19 protein-coding genes are annotated in these 18897 nt (G+C 55.2%); 8 read left to right on the top strand and 11 right to left on the bottom strand.

Annotated features, from left to right (window positions below; all coding sequences use genetic code 11):
* Positions 1-194, top strand: a 194-nt coding sequence (locus B7364_RS18115) for a hypothetical protein (RefSeq protein ID WP_232780835.1), incomplete at its 5' end; no start/stop codon positions are given.
* Between the two features lie 203 nt (positions 195-397).
* On the opposite strand, the gene B7364_RS06880 is transcribed toward B7364_RS18115, so the two are convergent.
* Both B7364_RS06880 and B7364_RS06875 read right to left on the bottom strand, forming a co-directional pair.
* A complete protein-coding gene (locus tag B7364_RS06880) occupies positions 398-2044 on the bottom strand; it encodes a choline dehydrogenase (RefSeq protein WP_085339288.1) in 1647 nt (548 codons plus the stop codon).
* Positions 2045-2128: 84 nt separating this feature from the next.
* Entirely contained in the window at positions 2129-2908 is a 780-nt protein-coding gene (locus B7364_RS06875) for an enoyl-CoA hydratase-related protein (protein WP_085339287.1), read from the bottom strand.
* A 239-nt stretch (positions 2909-3147) separates the two neighbouring features.
* Between B7364_RS06875 and secA the strand changes: the two genes are divergently transcribed.
* Positions 3148-5919 carry a preprotein translocase subunit SecA gene (gene secA / locus B7364_RS06870; RefSeq protein WP_085339286.1) on the top strand — a complete coding sequence of 924 codons (2772 nt, stop codon included), beginning with the start codon at positions 3148-3150 and terminating at the stop codon, positions 5917-5919.
* Positions 5920-5989: 70 nt separating this feature from the next.
* On the opposite strand, the gene B7364_RS06865 is transcribed toward secA, so the two are convergent.
* Positions 5990-7063 carry a phytase gene (locus B7364_RS06865; RefSeq protein ID WP_085339285.1) on the bottom strand — a complete coding sequence of 358 codons (1074 nt, stop codon included), beginning with the start codon at positions 7061-7063 and terminating at the stop codon, positions 5990-5992.
* Positions 7064-7132: 69 nt separating this feature from the next.
* Positions 7133-7681 carry a gamma carbonic anhydrase family protein gene (locus tag B7364_RS06860; RefSeq protein ID WP_085339284.1) on the bottom strand — a complete coding sequence of 183 codons (549 nt, stop codon included), beginning with the start codon at positions 7679-7681 and terminating at the stop codon, positions 7133-7135.
* A 126-nt stretch (positions 7682-7807) separates the two neighbouring features.
* Between B7364_RS06860 and B7364_RS17850 the strand changes: the two genes are divergently transcribed.
* Together B7364_RS17850 and B7364_RS06855 are read left to right on the top strand one after the other, a co-directional pair.
* Positions 7808-7972, top strand: a complete 165-nt coding sequence (locus B7364_RS17850) for a hypothetical protein (RefSeq protein WP_157893548.1) — start codon at positions 7808-7810, stop codon at positions 7970-7972.
* Positions 7965-8759, top strand: coding sequence for a PhoH family protein (locus B7364_RS06855; protein WP_085339283.1), 795 nt, complete (start codon positions 7965-7967; stop codon positions 8757-8759). Before B7364_RS17850 ends, B7364_RS06855 begins: the two co-directional genes overlap by 8 nt.
* Positions 8760-8826: 67 nt before the next feature.
* Here the strand turns inward: B7364_RS06855 and B7364_RS06850 are convergent, their stop codons facing one another.
* Genes B7364_RS06850 through folP form a run of 5 tightly spaced genes read right to left on the bottom strand, consistent with a single transcriptional unit; the run spans position 8827 to position 12182 of the window.
* On the bottom strand, positions 8827-9039 hold the full coding sequence (locus B7364_RS06850; RefSeq protein WP_085339282.1) for a DUF3126 family protein: 213 nt from the start codon (positions 9037-9039) through the stop codon (positions 8827-8829).
* Between the two features lie 60 nt (positions 9040-9099).
* Positions 9100-9918 (bottom strand): PhzF family phenazine biosynthesis protein, encoded by an 819-nt coding sequence (locus B7364_RS06845; RefSeq protein ID WP_085339281.1) that lies wholly within the window; start codon positions 9916-9918, stop codon positions 9100-9102.
* 1 nt (position 9919) lies between these two features.
* Complete coding sequence (locus tag B7364_RS06840; protein ID WP_085339290.1) at positions 9920-10495, bottom strand: nucleotidyltransferase family protein; 576 nt, start codon at positions 10493-10495, stop codon at positions 9920-9922.
* A complete protein-coding gene (thiD, locus tag B7364_RS06835; RefSeq protein ID WP_085339280.1) occupies positions 10492-11298 on the bottom strand; it encodes a bifunctional hydroxymethylpyrimidine kinase/phosphomethylpyrimidine kinase in 807 nt (268 codons plus the stop codon). The genes B7364_RS06840 and thiD overlap by 4 nt, the downstream gene beginning before the upstream one ends.
* Positions 11299-11351: 53 nt before the next feature.
* Positions 11352-12182, bottom strand: a complete 831-nt coding sequence (gene folP, locus B7364_RS06830) for a dihydropteroate synthase (RefSeq protein WP_232780834.1) — start codon at positions 12180-12182, stop codon at positions 11352-11354.
* A 93-nt stretch (positions 12183-12275) separates the two neighbouring features.
* On the opposite strand from folP, the gene B7364_RS06825 reads away from it, so the two are divergent.
* The 4 genes from B7364_RS06825 (at position 12276) to B7364_RS06810 (ending at position 16290) form a co-directional block, all read left to right on the top strand.
* Positions 12276-13082 carry an ABC transporter permease gene (locus B7364_RS06825; RefSeq protein ID WP_085339279.1) on the top strand — a complete coding sequence of 269 codons (807 nt, stop codon included), beginning with the start codon at positions 12276-12278 and terminating at the stop codon, positions 13080-13082.
* 128 nt (positions 13083-13210) lie between these two features.
* On the top strand, positions 13211-14386 hold the full coding sequence (locus B7364_RS06820; RefSeq protein WP_085339278.1) for an aspartate aminotransferase family protein: 1176 nt from the start codon (positions 13211-13213) through the stop codon (positions 14384-14386).
* A gap of 24 nt (positions 14387-14410) precedes the next feature.
* Entirely contained in the window at positions 14411-15343 is a 933-nt protein-coding gene (gene argF, locus B7364_RS06815) for an ornithine carbamoyltransferase (RefSeq protein ID WP_085339277.1), read from the top strand.
* Entirely contained in the window at positions 15340-16290 is a 951-nt protein-coding gene (locus tag B7364_RS06810) for an Hsp33 family molecular chaperone (RefSeq protein ID WP_085339276.1), read from the top strand. The genes argF and B7364_RS06810 overlap by 4 nt, the downstream gene beginning before the upstream one ends.
* Positions 16291-16361: 71 nt before the next feature.
* Here the strand turns inward: B7364_RS06810 and hfaD are convergent, their stop codons facing one another.
* Both hfaD and B7364_RS06800 read right to left on the bottom strand, forming a co-directional pair.
* A complete protein-coding gene (gene hfaD / locus B7364_RS06805) occupies positions 16362-17591 on the bottom strand; it encodes a holdfast anchor protein HfaD (protein ID WP_085339275.1) in 1230 nt (409 codons plus the stop codon).
* A 135-nt stretch (positions 17592-17726) separates the two neighbouring features.
* On the bottom strand, positions 17727-18704 hold the full coding sequence (locus B7364_RS06800; protein WP_232780833.1) for a cupin-like domain-containing protein: 978 nt from the start codon (positions 18702-18704) through the stop codon (positions 17727-17729).
* Positions 18705-18897 lie beyond the last annotated feature (193 nt).

Below are 18897 nucleotides of genomic sequence, written 5' to 3'. Positions count from 1 at the left end.
CGTCAAATCGCCCACCAACAAGTGAGTTTGGCCTTTGGGGCTGGCAGGGCCTGCACCAAAGCCTTCCAGATAAAGACCTTTTTCACGGTGTCATCCCGGACGGCGCAGCCGATCCGGGACCCTGTGCCGCACAAGCACAAGGAGGTCCCCGCTCTGCGCTTCGCTTCGGCAGGGATGACGGTGGTTTTGGTTAGGTTTTTTATTTGGACGCGCTTTGGTGATCCCCTTGGTCCACCAAACCGTCCGCGAACAATAACGTATGGCCTTTGGGGCAGGCAGGGCCTGCACCAAAGCCTTCTAGAACAAAAGAACGAGAAGCGATGGCATCCCTCGCGGCCCGCAACGTCCCCGCTCTCCTCTTCGTTTCGGCGGGGAGGACCTTGGAGGGAACAAAATGTTAGGCGACGGCGACGTCTTCGGCGGGCAGGAACTTCTTGCCACGGATATGGTCGGAGATTTTTTCCGCAATCATCATGGTGGGCGCATTGGTATTGCCGCCGATCAGGGTTGGCATCACCGACGCATCGACCACGCGGAGGTTCTTCACGCCGCGTACTTTGCAATCCTTGTCCACCACCGAGGCCTTATCGGTGCCCATGCGACAGGTACCGATCGGGTGATAAATCGTCTCGGCTGTTGCTTTGATATAGGCGTCAATTTCCTCGTCGGATTGGACATGGGCACCGGGCTTAAACTCGTCGCCGCGATAAGGCGACAAGGCAGGCTGGTTTAAGACTTTGCGGCCAATTTTCAGCCCCTCGCGCAGGGCCCGCCGATCTTCTTCGGTCGCCAGATAATTGGGATCGATTTTCGGTGCTGCAAATGGATTGGCGCTCGCTAAGCTGATCTCACCCCGGCTTTCAGGGCGCAACTGGCAGACATGCAGCGAGAAGCCGTCTTGGGTGGCAGCCACATTGCCATGGTCTTGCACCAAGGCATTGACGAAATGGAACTGCAAATCAGGTCGGTCGAGGCCTTCGCGCGATTTCGCAAAGCCTCCGGACTCGAGGAAGTTCTCCCGGCCCAAGCCTTCCTTGCGGAACAAATAGGTCAAGGCCGTTAGATATTGTTTCAGGCCGCGATTAAGCGAGAAGGCGGTGATGGGCTGGGTGCAATTCTGCAAGAGCAGCACGTCCAAATGATCTTGCAGATTCTGCCCGACATCGGGGCTATCAACCAACACGTCTACCCCAACACGCTTGAGGGTATCAGCCGGGCCAATGCCTGACACCATAAGGATTTGCGGCGATTGCACGGCCCCAGCGCACACCAAAACTTCCTTAGTGGCATAGACCCGCGAGCGGGGCGACTTCTCGTCATGGGCATATTCAACGCCAACACAGACCTTGTCCTCAAACAGAAGCTTTGTGGTGTAGGCGTGGCTGCGCACGGCTAGATTAGGACGTGACAGAGCAGGCTTGAGATAGGCGAAAGAGGCTGACCAACGCTCACCATCCTTGACGGTCAATTGATAAGCGCCAAAGCCTTCTTGGTCATAGCCGTTGAAGTCCTCCGACTTTTTGTGGCCAGCTTGAACTGCCGATTCCACGAGGGCGTGATAGAGCGGGTTGGCCGACTTGCCCCACGACACGTGCAAGGGCCCGTTTGAGCCGTGAAAGGCGTCGCCACCGGTCTCTAAGGATTCGGAGCGCTTGAAATAGGGTAGAACTTCAGAAAAGCTCCAGCCCTTCAGGCCCATTTGCGCCCACTGGTCATAATCGCGCGCATGGCCACGAATATAGATCATGCCATTGATCGAGCTTGACCCGCCCCAGCCTTTGCCGCGCGGCCAGTACAGCGGGCGGTTGTTGAGATGGGTTTGCGGCTCGGTCGTGAAGGCCCAATTATGCGCATTCTTGCCTTTGATAAGCGTACCAACACCGGCGGGCATACGGACAAGGAAGGAATTGTCTCGCCCACCGGCTTCCAAGACCAAGACTCGCACTGAAGGGTCTTCGCTTAATCGATTGGCGAGCACGCAGCCAGCGCTGCCAGCGCCAATGATGATATAGTCAAACCGATCTTCAGCTGCCGCTGTGGCCATCTAGGAACTCCCCATCGCAAGATTTACACTTGGTTTGCCCTTTGTTTGGCGTGAAGCCGCTGTCTGGGCAAGTGAAAATAGCGTTTAGCCTGTCCATTGCGGTTTGCGCTTTTGTGCGAAAGCCATAGGTCCCTCAATCAAATTGGGCGACTTAAACATGGCATTGATCTCGCCATATTTGGACTGGCCGCGATAGGCAGCCTCCAAGGTAGGTTCGTCCAAGCCGCGATAGACCGCTTCTTTCGAGGCACGGATAGAGGTGGGCGAACACGCCACAATCATATCCGCCCAGGCATGCGCCCGTGTTAAAAGGTCAGCTTGGGGTGTCACTTCATTCACGAAGCCCAGTGCCTTACCTTCTTCAGCACCAACATGGCGGCCGGTTAAAATCATGCCCATAGCTTGTTTCTGGCCAATCTGGCGCGGCAAACGGTGCAGACCGCCTGCTAAAGCTGCCAAACCAACCTTTGGCTCTGGCAAAGCAAACACCGCATTATCGGAGGCGATGATGAGGTCGCAGGCCAGCGCGATCTCAAAGCCGCCGCCCATGGCGATCCCATTCACGGCGGCAATGACAGGCTTTGTTAAATCAAAGCGGCTGGTTAGGCCGGCAAAGCCGCTTTCGGGCACATACATTTTTCCGCCAGATGCCTGGTATTTGAGGTCATTGCCTGCACTAAATGCGCGGTCACCCGCGCCGGTGATGATGGCAACCCATAGATCTGGATTGGCAGCAAACGCATCAAACACCTCTGCCAATTCGGCATTGGCTGGGGGGTGCAGGGCATTCATAGATTCGGGTCGGTTAATGGTGACAGTTAGGACGCGGCCCGTGATTTCTGTGCTGCAAAACGCATACGACATGCTTCTCTCCCTGATTTTTCCCCATGACCTAGCACGCAAACGCTGGCAAGGGAGAGCTTAAAGCACCTTTTTGTCGTGCAGTGCATGGACGCGCGTTGACATGCTTTCGCTGCGTTCTTACCTCACGGGCCAAACGAGTTGCTTTGGCGCGGCTTTCGCGCCCCTTACAGATCTGGTGCATCAGATGTGTAGGGCTCCATTATTGCCGGGGTTTCCGGCGCAGGTCAGGCCGGAAATTCATGTTGAATATCGTCAAGAAGCTGTTTGGTTCCTCCAACGAGCGCCGCGTGAAGTCGTTGATCCAGCGGGTCGAACAGCGGATCAACCCGTTGGAAGCAGGTATCAAGGCGCTGAGCGATGACGCGTTGCGCGGCAAGACAGATGAGTTCAAGGCCAAGCTTGCCGCCGGTGCGACTCTTGATGATATTTTAGACGAAGCCTTTGCAGTGGTGCGCGAGGCGGCCTATCGCGCGATTGGTCAGCGCCATTATGACGTACAGCTGGTAGGCGGCATGGTGCTTAATTCTGGTGCCATCGCCGAAATGCGCACAGGGGAAGGCAAAACCCTGGTGGCAACCGCGCCCGTCTATCTGAATGCCTTGCAGGGCAAGGGTGCCCATGTTGTGACGGTCAATGACTATCTGGCCAGACGCGACGCGGAATGGATGGGCCGGGTTTATGGCTTCCTTGGCATGGAAACCGGTGTGATTGTCCCAGGCCTCGACGACCGGGAACGCCGCATCAATTACGCCAAGGATATCACCTATGGCACCAATAACGAGTTTGGCTTTGATTATCTGCGCGATAATCTGAAGTATTCGCTCGATGAAATGGTCCAGCGCGACCATCATTTTGCGATTGTGGACGAGGTCGACTCCATTCTGATCGATGAAGCGCGTACTCCTTTGATCATTTCGGGGCCAACCGATGACCGCTCTGATTTCTATCGCGCGATGGATGAACTCATCTATCTGCTCGACAAGGATGATTATGAGCATGATGAGAAGCAGCGCTCAGCGGTTTATACCGAAAAGGGCTCTGAGCATATTGAAGACTTGCTGCGCGAGCGGGGCTTGTTGGAAGGCGCGCTTTATGAGGCCGTCAACACCACGATTGTGCACCACGCCAACCAAGCTTTGCGCGCCCATGTGCTCTATACACGCGATAAAGACTATATCGTCAAAGACGACGAAGTGGTCCTGATTGACGAATTCACCGGCCGTATGATGACGGGGCGGCGCTTGTCTGAAGGCTTGCACCAAGCCATTGAAGCTAAGGAACAGGTTCCGGTGCAACCCGAAAACCAAACCTTGGCCTCCATCACCTTCCAGAATTACTTCCGGCTTTATGAAAAGCTGGGTGGAATGACCGGGACGGCCCAGACAGAGGCGGCCGAATTTGAAGATATTTACAACCTGCAAGTGGTCGAAATTCCGACCAATCGCCCGGTTGCCCGGATCGACGAGAATGACGTCGTCTATCAAAACGAAGCCGGTAAGCATAAAGCCATCATGCGCGATATTCGCGAATGCTATGAGCGCGGCCAGCCCATTCTGGTCGGTACAGCCTCGATTGAAAAGTCAGAAGCTATTTCAGAGCTTCTTAAAGCTGAAAACATTCCCCACTCGGTCTTGAACGCCCACAAACATGCGGAAGAAGCCGAAATCGTGGCCGAGGCGGGTGTGCCAGGTGCGGTAACGATTGCGACCAATATGGCTGGTCGCGGGACTGATATTCAGCTGGGTGGCAACCCAGAAATGCGCCTCGAGAAAGAGCGTCGCACCCGCGAGGCTGCTTGGGGCCGGTCGATGACCGAAGCGGAACTCAAGAACCTGCATGATGAAATCATGGCCGATATTGCGGTCAAAAAAGCCAAAGCGATGGAATTGGGCGGTCTTTATGTTTTGGGGACCGAACGCCATGAAAGCCGGCGGATCGACAACCAGCTGCGTGGCCGGACAGGTCGTCAGGGCGACCCCGGCAAGAGCCGTTTCTATATCTCCTGTGATGATGACCTGCTGCGCATTTTCGGCGGTGAACGCATGGCAGGAATCCTGCGCGTTCTCAAAGTGGCCGAAGATGAGCCCATCGAAGAGCGCATGATGAACAAGGCGATGGAAATCAGCCAGAAGCGGGTTGAAGCCCGCAACTTTGAAATCCGCAAGAACCTCTTGAAATATGATGACGTCATCAACGATCAGCGCAAGCAGATTTTTGAAGAACGCAAAGAGTTCATGCGTGCGGAAGATGTCGAAGAAACCGTGCGCCACATGCGCCATGAAGTGATCGACACCTTGTGCGAATATTATATGCCACCAAAACTATTGCCCGAGCAATGGGATACCGATGGCCTTGAAACTGAGGTGAAAGAAATCCTTAGTTTGGACATCCCTGCCAAGGATATGGCCGCTCAAGAGGGCATTGATGACAATGATATTCGCCAAGCCATCATTGAGGCCTCCGATAAGGCTTGGTCGGAGAAAGTGGCGTTGATGGGCGAAGAGCAGTCGCGTTATATCGAAAAGCAGGTTTTATTGCAGACAATTGACCTCAAATGGCGCGAGCATTTGAGCCAAGTCGACCATTTGCGCTCCGTGATCCATTTGCGTGGTTATGGCCAGCGCGACCCACTGATCGAGTATAAAACCGATGCCTTCTCCATGTTTGAGAAAATGCGCACCGATTTGCGGACCGATGTCACGCGCTTTTTGATGAATGTGCAATTGATCCAACCCGATCAGCCCATGGTGCCAGCTGGCTTCGACCCCAGTATGGCGACGATTGATGGTGGGTTTGGTGCAGGCATTGGCGATGGCATGGGCCTAAATCCCAATTGGCTGTCGAGCCACCCCTTGCCCAATACCGGCTTGGATGAAATGGGCGCGGCGGCAGATGATTTGGTTCCATCGCCTTTGGGCCCGATGCCGCGTGCATGGCTTGATACACCGCGCAACGCCCCATGCCCTTGCGGGTCTGGCAAGCGCTTTAAGGCCTGCCACGGCGCGATCTAAGCGTTCGTGACCTCGAAACCGTTCTTCATTCAAGCGCTTGATATGAAGCAAGCGCTTGATTTTTATGCGACTACTTTGGCAGACCAACGGCCTGCACAATATCATCCCACGCAATGAGCTTGAAATTCTGTGCGCCGCCAGCTTGGATGCCATCCTGGGCGATGAATAGGCCGCCCGGATAGGCCGGGCCAAAATCGCCGACAATTAAGTCAATCCCGTCCGTTTCTTCGGTTGCACCAAAAGTCCCTGCCGCAATTCGAAAGCGGCCGACATAAGCCTCATCGCTGGCCCGAAAGATTGTGTAGGCATTGTCGCCTTGACTGGAGACAAGGATATAGCGCCCACCCTCTGGTCCCTCGGCAAGGGCAACCCCTTCAGCGTCCGCGACAATATTCTTGCCATCGGCAGCAGCAATTTTGGTCGGACTGGTCGAACCTGTCGGGCGCGCATCAAAGCGCCACAGGCCAACGTCTTCTTCCGCCACATAAAGGCGTTGGGTTTGTTCATCCACCACGCACCCCTCAGATTGGGTGGCAAGTTTTAGGGTGCGCACAAGTTCCCCAGAAGGCGCGGTGCCGGCTACATTCAGCGCAATCTGATGGATCGTGCCGTCCTTCAGCACCATGAACGCATAAAGCCTCCCCTCGCTGTGCCCCAAGCACATGCCATAGGCCTCACCAGTGCCTGCGGGTACGGTGCCAAGCGGGGCAAGCTTCGCTGTCTCGGGGTCTAATGTGAAGAGGGCGATTTTGGCTTGAGTCAGGTCGTTGCGGTCGCTGGCGGCCACCAGTATGCGGGGTGTGCCGTTTACAAGGATTTTAGCCCGCAAATCGACATTATTGACCCGCCCTGCATCATAAAAGTCCCGAATCTTGCCGTCCAAATCATAGGTATAAAGCCCGGCCTTTTTGTCTGTTCCAATGATTAGGCTTGCCTCTGGGCGGGCAGGGTTGCGCCAGATTGCTGGGTCATCGGCAGCATCTTGATTGGCAGAGCCGACTGGCACCGTTTCACCGCGCGCCACAACTGTCACAGCAGGGGTTGCCCGGGCAATCCGCTCTGCAAGTGGAAGCTCTGTTGCGCAGCCTCCAAGGAACAGGCTTAAGCAGGCTGGCACAAGTACGAAGTGGGTGGCACGCAACATATTCCCTCCAGCAGATAGACGCTGACGGGTGGATAGCTGAGTTTTGTTCCAACCATATGACGGATGGGGCTAAGCTGCAGGCATGGGTCTCAAGTTTGCGTGAAAGCGTTTCCAATTCTCGACATAATGCAGCGCAGAGCCAGTTAGAAATTGAGCTTGTTCGGGCAGGACTTCGCGAATCACTTTGCCAGGCGCACCCATGACGAGCGAGTTGTCCGGGATCACTTTACCTTCGGGGATGAGAGCTTTTGCACCAATGATACAATTTTTGCCAATCACTGCTCGATTTAGCACCACCGCGCCGATTCCAATTAAGCTATTGTCGCCGATCTCGCACCCATGGAGCATGGCCAAATGACCGACGGTGACGTTCTTGCCAATGGTAAGCGGGATGCCAAGGTCGGTGTGAAGGATCGCGCCATCTTGGATATTGGAATTCTCGCCGATGGTGATCGGATCGTTATCCCCGCGCAAAACCGCATTAAACCAGACGCTTGCATTATGATGCAGGATGCAATTGCCGATAACGGTCGCATTGGGCGCGATCCAATAATTGCCCGGCGCAGGCAGTGTGGGGGTCGCATCGCCCAAAGAATAGGCACCCTGGATGAAGCTCATAGGAAAATTCCCTTCGATAAGAATTTATGACGTTAACAACTCATTTACTCTGCTAGGATGACATCGCAACAGAGATTCGCGGCAAGGTCGAAGAGGTCTTCGACGCTCACGCGATGAGGGGGTTCAGTGATCGCACGCGCGACCATTCATGATCCAGACCCTGCCGACCCTCGGGTCGGATCTTTGAGCGTCTTGTTGAAAACCAACAAGTCTATGCGCGCCGCAGCCCCAAGGTCTGCGGCGTTTTTTGTTTCCATGAAGCAAGTCCTGAAGGAGCATGTCTATGGCTAAACGCCCAGCAGTCCGTCGCACCCGTGATCAAGCAGAGCAGTCGCGTCAGTCGCACAGCTTGGGGGGCTTGAAACATGGCTCCTATGGGCAGGAGGAGTCGAATGTACGGGCGCTGTTTGGTTGGAACCCCACGGCACAGGATGATGGGCTTGACCGCGATCAGAGCTTCCTGAAGAAAGTGAAACCGCGCACAGCAGGACAGGAAAGATTGCTGGATGCGATTGACTCAAATCCGCTGGTGGTTGCGATTGGCCCTGCCGGAACCGGCAAAACCTATCTGGCGATTTCAAAAGCGGTTGAAGCGCTTGAAGCGGGCAGAGTTTCGCGCATCGTCCTGTCACGGCCAGCGGTGGAAGCCGGTGAATCGATTGGCTTCTTGCCCGGCCACATGGAAGAAAAGCTTGCGCCGTATTTGCGACCCCTCATGGATGCGCTTTCAGATCGTCTCAGCCCCAAGCGGCTTAAAACCATGATGGTCGAAGGCCTGATCGAAATCGCCCCCATCGGCTTCATGCGGGGGAGGACGTTGAACAATGCGTTTGTGGTGATTGATGAGGCGCAAAACTGCACGTACGGCCAACTCAAAATGCTGCTCACGCGCTTGGGGTGGCATTCCACCATGGTCGTGACAGGCGATCCCGCCCAGACAGATCTCTTGCCTGAGTTGTCAGGCCTTGGCCAAATTGCCGATGCGCTGGATCGGTTGGACGATGTGGCAGTGGTTCGTTTGGCTGAAGTCGATATCGTGCGCCACCCCTTGGTCGCCAGCATGTTGAGTGTCTTGTAAGCGCAGCAAAGAAAAGCCCGCCGCAGGCTAGCTGGGGCGGGCTTCTTCCAGTTTTTTGTGAAGGACTTTAGTCTTCCAGATCAATATCCAGAATGGCCATTTCAAAGATGTAAGAGGTCTCACCTTCATCTTCATCGATATAGACGGTACCTAGGAATTCAGGACCCAAATACACTTCCATCGAATCCTTCACCCCGGCGCGTGGCTTTAAAATCACGTCCTTTGTGCGGAAGACCCGATTCATATGCGCTTCAACGCGCTTCCACTCAGGATTTGCCATCACGTTTCTCCAACAATTTGACCACGGGTTTAGGGGGAAGTGGCCCAACAAGGAAGGGGGCTAAACCCGCAATTGCCCATCGAGTACAGTCACCGCCGTACCGCGTAAGAGCACGCGGTCACCTTGAACCTCGCACGTCAAAGCCCCGCCGCGACCCGGGTAGGCTTGGAAATAGGTGATCACTGGCTTGCCCAATTTGGCTGAAAACAAGGGCGCGATGATGCAATGGGCAGAACCTGTTACGGGGTCCTCGGCAATGCCAGATCCCGGGGCGAAGAAACGGCTGACAATCTCATAATCGGCCCCCGGATCAGCAAAAGCTGACACCATCAGATTGCCGCGGTTGCGTTCTAACGTCTCGGTGCAAATCCGCTCGATTTCAGCGTGGTTTGGCTTGAGCGCTCGCAAGACGCTTTCATTCTTCACAATGGCAACGGCATAATTGCCCACCCATGTTTCAACCACCTCAGCCCCTAAAGCCTCTGCGAAACCGGCTGGGGTTTTGATTTGAACGGGGGGATTGGCGGGGAAGTTAAGCTCCAGCAGGCCATCATCCATAGGTCGCACGGTCAATTCGCCGCTCAGCGTATCGAAGGTTAGAACCTCTGCATTCACGCCAAATTCTTGCAAGAGTACGTGGGCAGAAGCCAAAGTCGCATGGCCGCACAAGGGGATTTCAAGCGCAGGGGTAAACCAGCGTAACCCAAAACGGGCAGGGTCATCTGTCTTCAACAGATAGGCGGTCTCGGCCTGATTATTCTCCATCGCTAAAGTCTGCATCCAAGCCGCCTCTGGCCACACATCAAAGGGCTCCACCACACAAGCGGGATTGCCGGTGAACGGCTTTGCGGCAAAGGCATCGACGAGAAATTGGCGCATATCAGACTTCCTTGAATCGTACTTCAGGCCAGCGGGCTTGGATGGCGGCCACTTTGGCTTTGGTGTTATGTGTCGCGCCCCGCTTGGGGTTCGGGCGCAAAATCATCGCGAACATATCCTCAAGCCCGAATGGGGCCGCAATCGAGATGCGATCATCGGCTTCAAGCCGCACGGCAATGGCATCGCTGAAGCACAAATAGCGCTCCAGCGATTCGTCCGTACAGCCCAAAGGGGCATAAGGGCTGCCAAAGCGCTGTTCAAACCACAAATGCACGCGGGCTTGATTGCGCACTTCCACCAAGGGCTTTAGGGCGTCTGGCAATGATTGATCGACGGCTTTGATGATGCGGTCTTCAGCGTCCCAAGACGTATCGGGATCAAAATAACAAATATCATAATCCTTGATGCCATAATCGGCAGGCCTTCCGGTCAGGGCATTCCAAACGGTGCCGTAAATGGAGCCAGCCACAAGCCGCCAATCGGGTAGTTTGGCCTCGCGTACAACGGCAAGCACCTCCATCACTTTCGGACTGGCACGCACCATCTCGATCAAACGTGTTTCAAGGGTCGCACTCATTTCTGGACGGGCCACGCATGATTGAGGGGGCCATGGCCTTTGCCAAAGCCTGGTGCCTGCTTGATGGCTTCAACCAGATAGGCCCGCGCGCGGTCTATCGCTTCTTCCAGCTCAACGCCCTGTGCCACTAAGGCAGAAATCGCGCTTGCCAAGGTGCAGCCGGTTCCATGGGTGGAAGTAGTATCGATCCGCTCTGCCTCAAAAAAGACTTCGCCTTTTTGGGTTGCGAGTAGATCAGTAAAGCGGGCTCCGGGTATGTGGCCACCTTTCACGAGGACCGCGTCCGCACCTAGCCGCAACAAGCGCTCTGCTGCGCGGCGTTGACCATTGATCCCGTCCACAGAAACATCAGCAAGCCGCTCTGCCTCTGGTGCATTGGGGGTCAAGAGCCCGGCTAGCGGGATCATCAGGCTTTTGACGGCGGCGACAGCCTTATCTTCGAGCAAAGGATGACCACCTTTGGCGACCATGACGGGATCTATCACACGGGGTACAGATCCGGTGTAGGCTTCCAGCGCTTCGGCAACGGTTTCGACGGTCTCAATACTGCCAAGCATTCCGGTTTTAACCGCATCGACGCCCAGATCACGTGCCACGCAGGAAATCTGATCGCGGATAATTTTGAGGGGTATAGGATGCACGTCAAATACGCCCATCGTATTTTGCACGGTGATGGCGGTAACAGCAGTCATGGCAAAGCCGCCCAGCGCGGTGACGGCCTTGATATCGGCTTGAATACCGGCACCGCCGCCGCTGTCGCTGCCAGCCACGATCAAAACACGGCCTTTGGGTTCAGTCGTCATGGGCTTGCCTCTCAGGTTTTGACGGGGAAATTGAATAGGTCAAATCAAAGTCTCTATGCGTCTAACAAGGCAGACTGCACTATCAGCGCTTGGCGGGTTTCAGCCACATCATGGACACGCACGATCTTTGCGCCTTGCTTGGCGGCGAAAAGCGCTGTGGCAAGTGAACCGCCCAAACGTTCCTCTACACCTACCCCTTGGTCCAAGGCGGCAATGAAGCGCTTGCGCGAGGCCCCCACCAGAACCGGCCGCCCCAAGGCCACAAAGCGGGGCAAATCGCGCAAAAGGGTCAAATTATGCGCGAGGGTTTTGCCAAATCCGATGCCGGGGTCGACGATGATGTTGGAGAGCTTCAAACCTGCTTGGATCGCTTGGCCCATGCGACCTACCAAAAAATTCAAGACTTCGCCCGTCACATCGCGATATTGGGGGTCTTGCTGCATGGTCTTCGGGTCGCCTTGGGCATGCATCAGCACCACAGGGACGTTTAGTTCCACCGCAGTCGCGAGGCTTTCTGGCGCAAAAGTCAAGGCAGAGACATCGTTCCAGCAATTGGCCCCCGCTGCCACAGCGGCGCGCGCTACCTCTGGCTTGCGGGTGTCAATGGATAGGGCAATCCCGCTCTCTCGCCGGATAGCCTTTAGGATCGGCAACACGCGGGCCAGCTCCACCTCTGCCTCAACAGGGTCAGAGCCTGGACGGGTACTTTCGCCGCCAATATCGAGAATATCTACCCCTTGGGCGATAAGCCTACGCGCCTGCTCCAGCGCTGCCTCAGGACGAATAAACTGGCCGCCGTCTGAAAAACTGTCAGGGGTCGCATTGATAACGCCCATTACCAAAGGTCGGCTGGGGTGGGCAAGGGCTTCTAGGAAAGGATTCATGGTGCACAAACTATGCAAGTTTGCCGCTCAAGGACAGAGTTTGGTGTGCGAAAGGCCTTTCCTTCACAGCGCTGTGAGGCCAAACTAATCCGCATGACACAGTCTGCGACTCCCCCCGCACCGCGCGCCTATGGCGCTTTGAATTGGATCGGCCTGAAAACGCTTTATCTACGCGAAGTGCGCCGTTTTTGGAAAGTGGCGGTCCAAACCATTTTTGGCCCGGTTGTCTCTACGTGGTTATTGATGGTCGTGTTCGTTATGGCTTTTGGGGCCGACAAACGAATGATGAGCGGGATTCCCTTCGCAGATTTCTTGGCCCCTGGCCTCATCATGCTGTCGATCATTCAGAATGCTTTTGCCAATTCGTCCTCGTCTTTGATTGTCGCAAAGGTTCAAGGCACCACGGTTGATTTCTTGATGCCACCCTTATCGGCGGGTGAGTTGACAGCGGGATTTATTGCCGGGGCCACAACGCGCGGTCTTTTGGTAGCGGTCGCAATGGCCGTGTCTATCACCATCTTTGCCAATGTGATTCCAAAGCATATGGGTTGGACCATTTATTTCGGGCTGACAGGGGCGATCATGTTCGGTGCCTTTGGCGTACTTGGCGGCATCTGGGCCGATAAGTTTGATAATCTCGCCTTTGTCACCAGCTTTGTTATCACCCCTTTGACCTTCTTGTCTGGGACTTTTTATTCCATCAAAGTCTTGCCAGAGCCGTTTCACACCCTCTCTCTCTGGAACCCCGTGTTTCATCTCATTGATGGCTTTCGCTATGGGTTCACGGGGCATGCCGACGCCGACTTGATGACCAGCGCGATTTCCACCGGCCTGATCAGCCTCATTCTCGTCTTTATCTGTTGGCGTGTGTTCAAGACGGGGTGGCGCATGCGCGCATAAGGCTGTAAAAGACCCTTGTTCGACTTGGCTTCGGGCGAGGGACCTGGCTGCCGCTAGGCCCTTTTTCGTTTGCCCCAATCGGGACAAACTGATGATTTGGAGAGTGATACGTGAGCGCTGCCCCTTTAATGCCCGTCTATTCCCCTGCGCCAGCCGATTTCGTGCAAGGCCGAGGTGTTGAAGTCTTTACGGCTGAGGGCAAGCGCTATCTGGACTTTATCGCGGGGATTGCAACCAACAGCCTTGGCCATTGCCATCCAAAACTGGTGGCAGCTTTAACAGAGCAAGCCAATAAAATCTGGCACATGTCCAATATGTATCAGACAGAGCTTCAGCGTTCTCTGGCCCAGAAATACACCGATGCAACCTTTGCCGACGTGGTGTTTTTTGCCAATTCCGGAACGGAGGCGATTGAGGCCTGCTTGAAGCTGACCCGCAAATATCATTCGTCGAAGGGACACCCGGAGCGGATTGAGATTTTGGGCTTTGAGGGCGCTTTCCACGGCCGGTCATACGGGGCCATCAATGCCGCAGCTAACCCCAATTATCTTGCTGGCTTTGGTCCGCCCTTGCCTGGTTATCGCCAATTGCCATTTGGCGATCATGAAGCGCTGAAGGCTGCCATCGGCCCCACCACGGCCGGCATTCTGCTTGAGCCGGTGCAGGGCGAAGGCGGTGTGCGCGCTGTTCCTGACGAATGCTTGAAAGGTCTGCGCGCTCTGTGCGACGAGCATGGCATTTTATTGATCTTCGACGAAGTGCAATCAGGTGCCGGTCGCACCGGTAAATTGTTTGCCCATGAGTGGGCTGGCATCACTCCCGATGTCATGGCTGTCGCCAAGGGTATGGGCGGTGGTTTCCCAATGGGGGCCTGTCTTGCAACGGCAGAAGCCGCCAGCGGCATGGTGCGCGGTGTTCACGGATCCACGTTCGGCGGTAATCCTTTGGCTATGGCCGTTGGACATGCAACCTTCGACGAGATCAGCAAGCCTGAATTCCTAGAGCATGTCCGCGATGTCGCCAATCACTTGCACCAATCACTGGCAGGGTTAAAGGATCGCTATCCAGACCTCGTGGTGGATGTACGTGGCAAAGGCCTATTGGCAGGATTGAAGCTGAATATCGATCCGTTGAAAGTGCGCCAATTGTGCTTTGAACGTGGGATGCTGATTGGCACAGCTGGGCAGAATGTGTTGCGCATGGCCCCGCCTCTGATCGTATCTCCAGACAACATCTCTGAAGCCATCTCGATTCTGGATGCAGCTTTGGCTGCCGCCCGGGCAGAGGTCAAAGCCGCCGCTTAAGGCGGCCCGACTGGACATTTCTTCATGCGTCATTTTCTGGATATTGACCGCCTCGCCCCTGAGGAGGTTCGGGCGATTCTCGATGAAGCCCATGCGCGCAAGCGGGCGCGGCAAGGCTGGCCCAAGGGCAAAGTCGATGCCGATGCGCCTTTGTCCGGCTATGTGTTGGCGGCCATCTTTGAGAAAAACTCGACGAGAACCCGTGTCTCTTTTGATGCGGCCATGCGCCAATTGGGTGGCCAGACTTTGGTGATGGATGCCGCCACCAGTCAATTGGGTCGCGGCGAGTCAATCGCCGATACTGCGCGCGTTTTATCCCGCATGGTGGATGTGATTGCCCTACGCGCCAATAGTCACAACAGTCTGTTGGAATTGGCTCATTATGCCACGGTTCCTGTCGTCAACGGCCTCACGGATTTTTCTCATCCCTGTCAGATTCTGGCGGATCTGATGACCTTGGAAGAGGCAGGCATTACCCTGAAGGGCGCCAAGATTGCTTGGGCGGGGGATGGCAATAATGTGCTGACCAGCTTTATTCATGCTGCCGCAAAACTGGGCTTCCATGTGGCTGCGGCTTGTCCTGCCGGATTCCGTCCTTCTGAAGAGGTATTGGCTGCCGGGCGGGCTGCAGGCGCGGTAGTTGAGGTGTTTGACAACCCGGCTGAGGCTATTTCAGGGGCGGACTGCGTGGTGACTGACACGTGGGTTTCCATGGGGGATACCAATGTGGGTGAGCGGATGCAGGCGCTCGGCCCTTATCAGGTCAATGAGGCCTTGATGGCGCAGGCCAAGCCTGAGGCGATTTTCTTGCATTGCTTGCCGGCTCACCGAGGTGAGGAAGTAACCAGTGCCGTCATGGATGGTCCACAAAGTCGTATTTTTGACGAAGCAGAAAACCGAATCCATGCACAAAAGGCTGTTCTCACATGGTGCTTGGCGCAAGGGGCAAGCCAATGACATTTGATGCCAATCCTTCAGATCCAGATGCCGACTTGATGGCTGCTGCTGACGATATTGTGGCGGCTTTTCAAATCGATGGTGAGCCGGTGCGCGGCCGAATTGTGCGCTTAGGACCTGCAACGGTCGATGAGATCTTGCAGCGCCATAAGTACCCAGAGTGCGTGGCCAAGTTATTGGGCGAGATGTTGACTTTGGCAGCCTTGGTGGGGGCTTCCCTAAAGTTTGACGGCAAGCTGATCATTCAGGTGCAAGGCGAAAATGGTCTTGAAGGGCCGATCCGTTTCATCGTGGCCGAGTATCGAACCAATGGCGCGCTGCGCGGCTATGCCAATGTCGATGGCGTCGCGCTCGCAAAGCTTCTGGCTGAAAAGCCCGAACCGAGCTTGCCAGAATTGATTGGTCCGGGCTTGTTTGCGATGACGGTGGATCAAGGCGACGACATGGACCGTTATCAGGGCACAGTGGCGCTTGAAGGCGATACGTTGGCCGACGCAGCAGCGCTTTACTTCGCGCAGTCAGAACAGATCCCTACCCGCATCCGCATTGCTTGTGCTGAAACACAAGGGCCAACCGGGCGGCCGCAATGGCGTGCGGGCGGCGCTTTGATCCAACAGGTTGCTGGTGACAGCGCGCGCGGCGATACAGCGATGGCTTGGGAACATGCCTCTATCCTGTTTGAAACACTCGAAGATCGCGAATTGATCAATGCTGACTTATCGGCAGGCGATCTGCTCTATCGTTTGTTCCATGAGGATGGCGTGCGCTTGTTTGAAGCCAAGCCAATTGAGACGGCCTGTACCTGTTCAAGCGACCGTATTCTGGCTTTGCTCAAGCAATTCGGAGCCGAGGCGGCGGCTGAAATGATTGAGGCAGATGGCTTTATTCGGGTGCGCTGCGAATATTGTAACAAGAGCTTTGATGTCCGCCCAGAAGAATTGCTCTAGCGCTTCTAATTCGCAAAAAACAAAAAAGGCGGCTTCGTGAGCCGCCTTTCTCATCTTTAAGGACTTGGGGTTTAGTGGCCGCTGCGTTGTGCGACGAAGGTTGCGCTATTGCCAATAGCTGAAGCGCTGGCCGAAATCATGCCCATATTGCCGCCGTTGAAGGTGGTGGTGGCGGTGATATTGCCCGTGTTGGTTTGGGTCGTGCGGCCTTCGACCAAGACACTTTCATTCCCGCACGAAGCGCAGGAATAGGCGGTGATCGCATTGCCGACTGCCGAGGAAGTTGCTTGACCGACGCCGCCATTAGCCGAAGCGCCCGAGAAGCTGGTGGTTGCCGAGACATTGCCGCTGTTGTTTTGGTCCATGAACATCGAGACGTCCGAACCCAGGTTCGACAACAGAGCTGAGTTGCCTACCGAATTGGAACCCGTCATTGCAAACCCTTCGAAATTGTCGAGGTTGACAACCGAGCTCGAAGAAACATGACCGCTGTTATTCTGCGACCCAGCCATCTGGGCATAGCCCCATTTGTTTTGAATTTCAGCCAAGTTACCGGCGGCCGATGCACCGCTTGAAACATTGGTGGCACTCTTGACGTCAACGGTAGAAGTGGTTGTAACCGCGCCCGTATTGTTTTGGTCAACTTCGGCAAAAATAGTGGCTGATTCACCTTCCCAACGGGCGGAGTTTGCAGCGCCAATTGCATTCGATGAGATCGCGCCATTATTGCAGCACGCGGTAACTTTCGACGAAGCCTCAACTTTTGCTGCGCTGGTCTGGGTCACTTTGCCTTGGGTGTAGCCATTTTTCGTGAAGCTGCCAAAGCTGTTGGCTGTCGCTTGCGCACCGGAGACAATGTAATCAGCCGAACCAACATGGATGTTCGAGCCAGCGGTGATCTTGGTGCCAGCTTGGGCAGTTTGGGTTGAATCGATCCCGACGGTGGCGCAGCAACCTTCCACTTGAGCAGCATTGCCATGGGCCACTGCGGTGCTTTGGGTCACGCCACGTGCGGTTTGGCCTGTGACGGTGTTGATAGCTGAAACCGTGCCGCGCAGCATTTGCGTGTTGGATACATTCATGCTCTGCTCGACGGCTTTGGCGGACATGGTATTACCAGCAGACAAATTGTTAGCGACTGTGCCATGCGTCGATTGGAACTCAACATTCAAAGTAGAAACTGCGTCGCCCATTTGGACTTGGCCGTTCAGGACTTCGTAAGGTGCATGCTGCGCGCTGGCCATTGCTGGAATGAATGCCAAAGCGGCTGCAGTTGCGATAAGATAGTTTGCCTGTGCCATGTTCTACTCCACGATCTTGAGATCTGTCTCTTTCCGGCACACTTGGCCGGTGTTGGGAGTAGGGTTGCGGGTTTCGTGCCAACGAAGGGAGTTTGGCTTTAAGAATTCTCCAAATGCGGGAAAAAGCCTCAGGCGTTAGTCCATGTCGAGCGACTGGCGCAAGCGAGCCTTGATTTTGGCTAGGCTGTCTGAGGTGATAGGTCCAAACACCCCGCGGGCCACTTCAGGAAGATGAGCCATTGGGTCTTCATCTGTCTGGAAAATATAGTGGTCAAAGATAGCTTTCCAAGCTTTCTTCTCGGCTTTGGGTAGGTCACGCAAGGTCAGTAGCGCGTGTTGCAGCGTGAGGCTTGGGGTCACCAAATGCTCGGGTCCGTCACGCCACCAGAAATTCACTAACATGCCAACTGGGGCCAAGGACTTTACGTGATGGATCCACAAGCTCGGCATATATAGAACGTCGCCAGGCTCGAGTTCTGCAATCTGGGCGGATTTTACAGCTTGGGCAAAGCGCGGATGGGTCAGTAAGTCGGGATTGTCAAAATCCACGAGCGAAATGGGTTGGCCGGCAAGTGTATGGTCCAGCGGCCCAATATAGAGGTTCTTCACTTCCTCGATCGGGAATAAAGTGAAGCGACGTTTGCCCGCAACGACGCACGCGAGATTCTGAGGTAAGTCCCAATGGGCAGCGGTTCGGGTTTGGTTGCCAATCCAGAGTGAAACTTTGGCCGAAACGCCAGGGTTCAGAAGTGGCATGGGGCAGTCGAGTGCCAGAGCCGGAAAGAATTGCTGAAAGGGTAGGGCCCCCGCATACATGCTTGGCGGGTTCTCGACCCCCTTCAGGCGCATCAGAATCGTCAAGAGTGTCTCAATGGAGGCCGAACGGACATCAAAATTGAACTGTTGAAGATCTGGCCCATAGCTGAAGCGACCTTTGACTTCTGGTGGGGCAAAGAAGCAATTGGCCGGGGAGTCGTTGGCGTGACGGGTCACATAGGCGCAGACGTCTTCGTCCGACTGCAAAGCCGCTTGTACAATCGGCCAGTCACGCACAAAGCCACGCAGGATCGCAGGTTGGTTGGCTGGTTGGATCGTGCCTTGAAAGAGGGCCATATCAACGTCTTTGTAAGTTTTGACTGACCTGCACTGCGACCAATCCACAGTCATGTTGCGATTCCTCATTCCGTGTGTACGGCACATAGCAAAAGAGCGGCCCTGTTTGGGCCGCTCTCTATCTTTGTGTCAATGAGGGGTGAAACCCAATTTTAATTCCGGGTGCCGCGGAGTGATTTGGAGACGGCTTTGT

This window comes from Aquidulcibacter paucihalophilus (assembly GCF_002105465.1).
Lineage (GTDB): Bacteria > Pseudomonadota > Alphaproteobacteria > Caulobacterales > Aquidulcibacteraceae > Aquidulcibacter > Aquidulcibacter paucihalophilus.
This window is presented reverse-complemented; position numbering and strand designations above follow the sequence as displayed.

Coding starts and splice junctions, on each gene's coding strand:
- B7364_RS06855 (WP_085339283.1), top strand. CDS start 7,965: ATGGCTAAACGCCCAGCAGTCCGTCGCACCCGTGATCAAGCAGAGCAG.
- secA (WP_085339286.1), top strand. CDS start 3,148: ATGTTGAATATCGTCAAGAAGCTGTTTGGTTCCTCCAACGAGCGCCGC.
- B7364_RS06820 (WP_085339278.1), top strand. CDS start 13,211: ATGCCCGTCTATTCCCCTGCGCCAGCCGATTTCGTGCAAGGCCGAGGT.
- B7364_RS06800 (WP_232780833.1), bottom strand. CDS start 18,704: ATGGCCCTCTTTCAAGGCACGATCCAACCAGCCAACCAACCTGCGATC.
- B7364_RS06865 (WP_085339285.1), bottom strand. CDS start 7,063: ATGTTGCGTGCCACCCACTTCGTACTTGTGCCAGCCTGCTTAAGCCTG.
- B7364_RS06810 (WP_085339276.1), top strand. CDS start 15,340: ATGACATTTGATGCCAATCCTTCAGATCCAGATGCCGACTTGATGGCT.
- folP (WP_232780834.1), bottom strand. CDS start 12,182: ATGAATCCTTTCCTAGAAGCCCTTGCCCACCCCAGCCGACCTTTGGTA.
- B7364_RS06825 (WP_085339279.1), top strand. CDS start 12,276: ATGACACAGTCTGCGACTCCCCCCGCACCGCGCGCCTATGGCGCTTTG.
- thiD (WP_085339280.1), bottom strand. CDS start 11,298: ATGACGACTGAACCCAAAGGCCGTGTTTTGATCGTGGCTGGCAGCGAC.
- B7364_RS06880 (WP_085339288.1), bottom strand. CDS start 2,044: ATGGCCACAGCGGCAGCTGAAGATCGGTTTGACTATATCATCATTGGC.
- B7364_RS06845 (WP_085339281.1), bottom strand. CDS start 9,918: ATGCGCCAATTTCTCGTCGATGCCTTTGCCGCAAAGCCGTTCACCGGC.
- argF (WP_085339277.1), top strand. CDS start 14,411: ATGCGTCATTTTCTGGATATTGACCGCCTCGCCCCTGAGGAGGTTCGG.
- hfaD (WP_085339275.1), bottom strand. CDS start 17,591: ATGGCACAGGCAAACTATCTTATCGCAACTGCAGCCGCTTTGGCATTC.
- B7364_RS06850 (WP_085339282.1), bottom strand. CDS start 9,039: ATGGCAAATCCTGAGTGGAAGCGCGTTGAAGCGCATATGAATCGGGTC.
- B7364_RS06840 (WP_085339290.1), bottom strand. CDS start 10,495: ATGAGTGCGACCCTTGAAACACGTTTGATCGAGATGGTGCGTGCCAGT.
- B7364_RS06860 (WP_085339284.1), bottom strand. CDS start 7,681: ATGAGCTTCATCCAGGGTGCCTATTCTTTGGGCGATGCGACCCCCACA.
- B7364_RS06875 (WP_085339287.1), bottom strand. CDS start 2,908: ATGTCGTATGCGTTTTGCAGCACAGAAATCACGGGCCGCGTCCTAACT.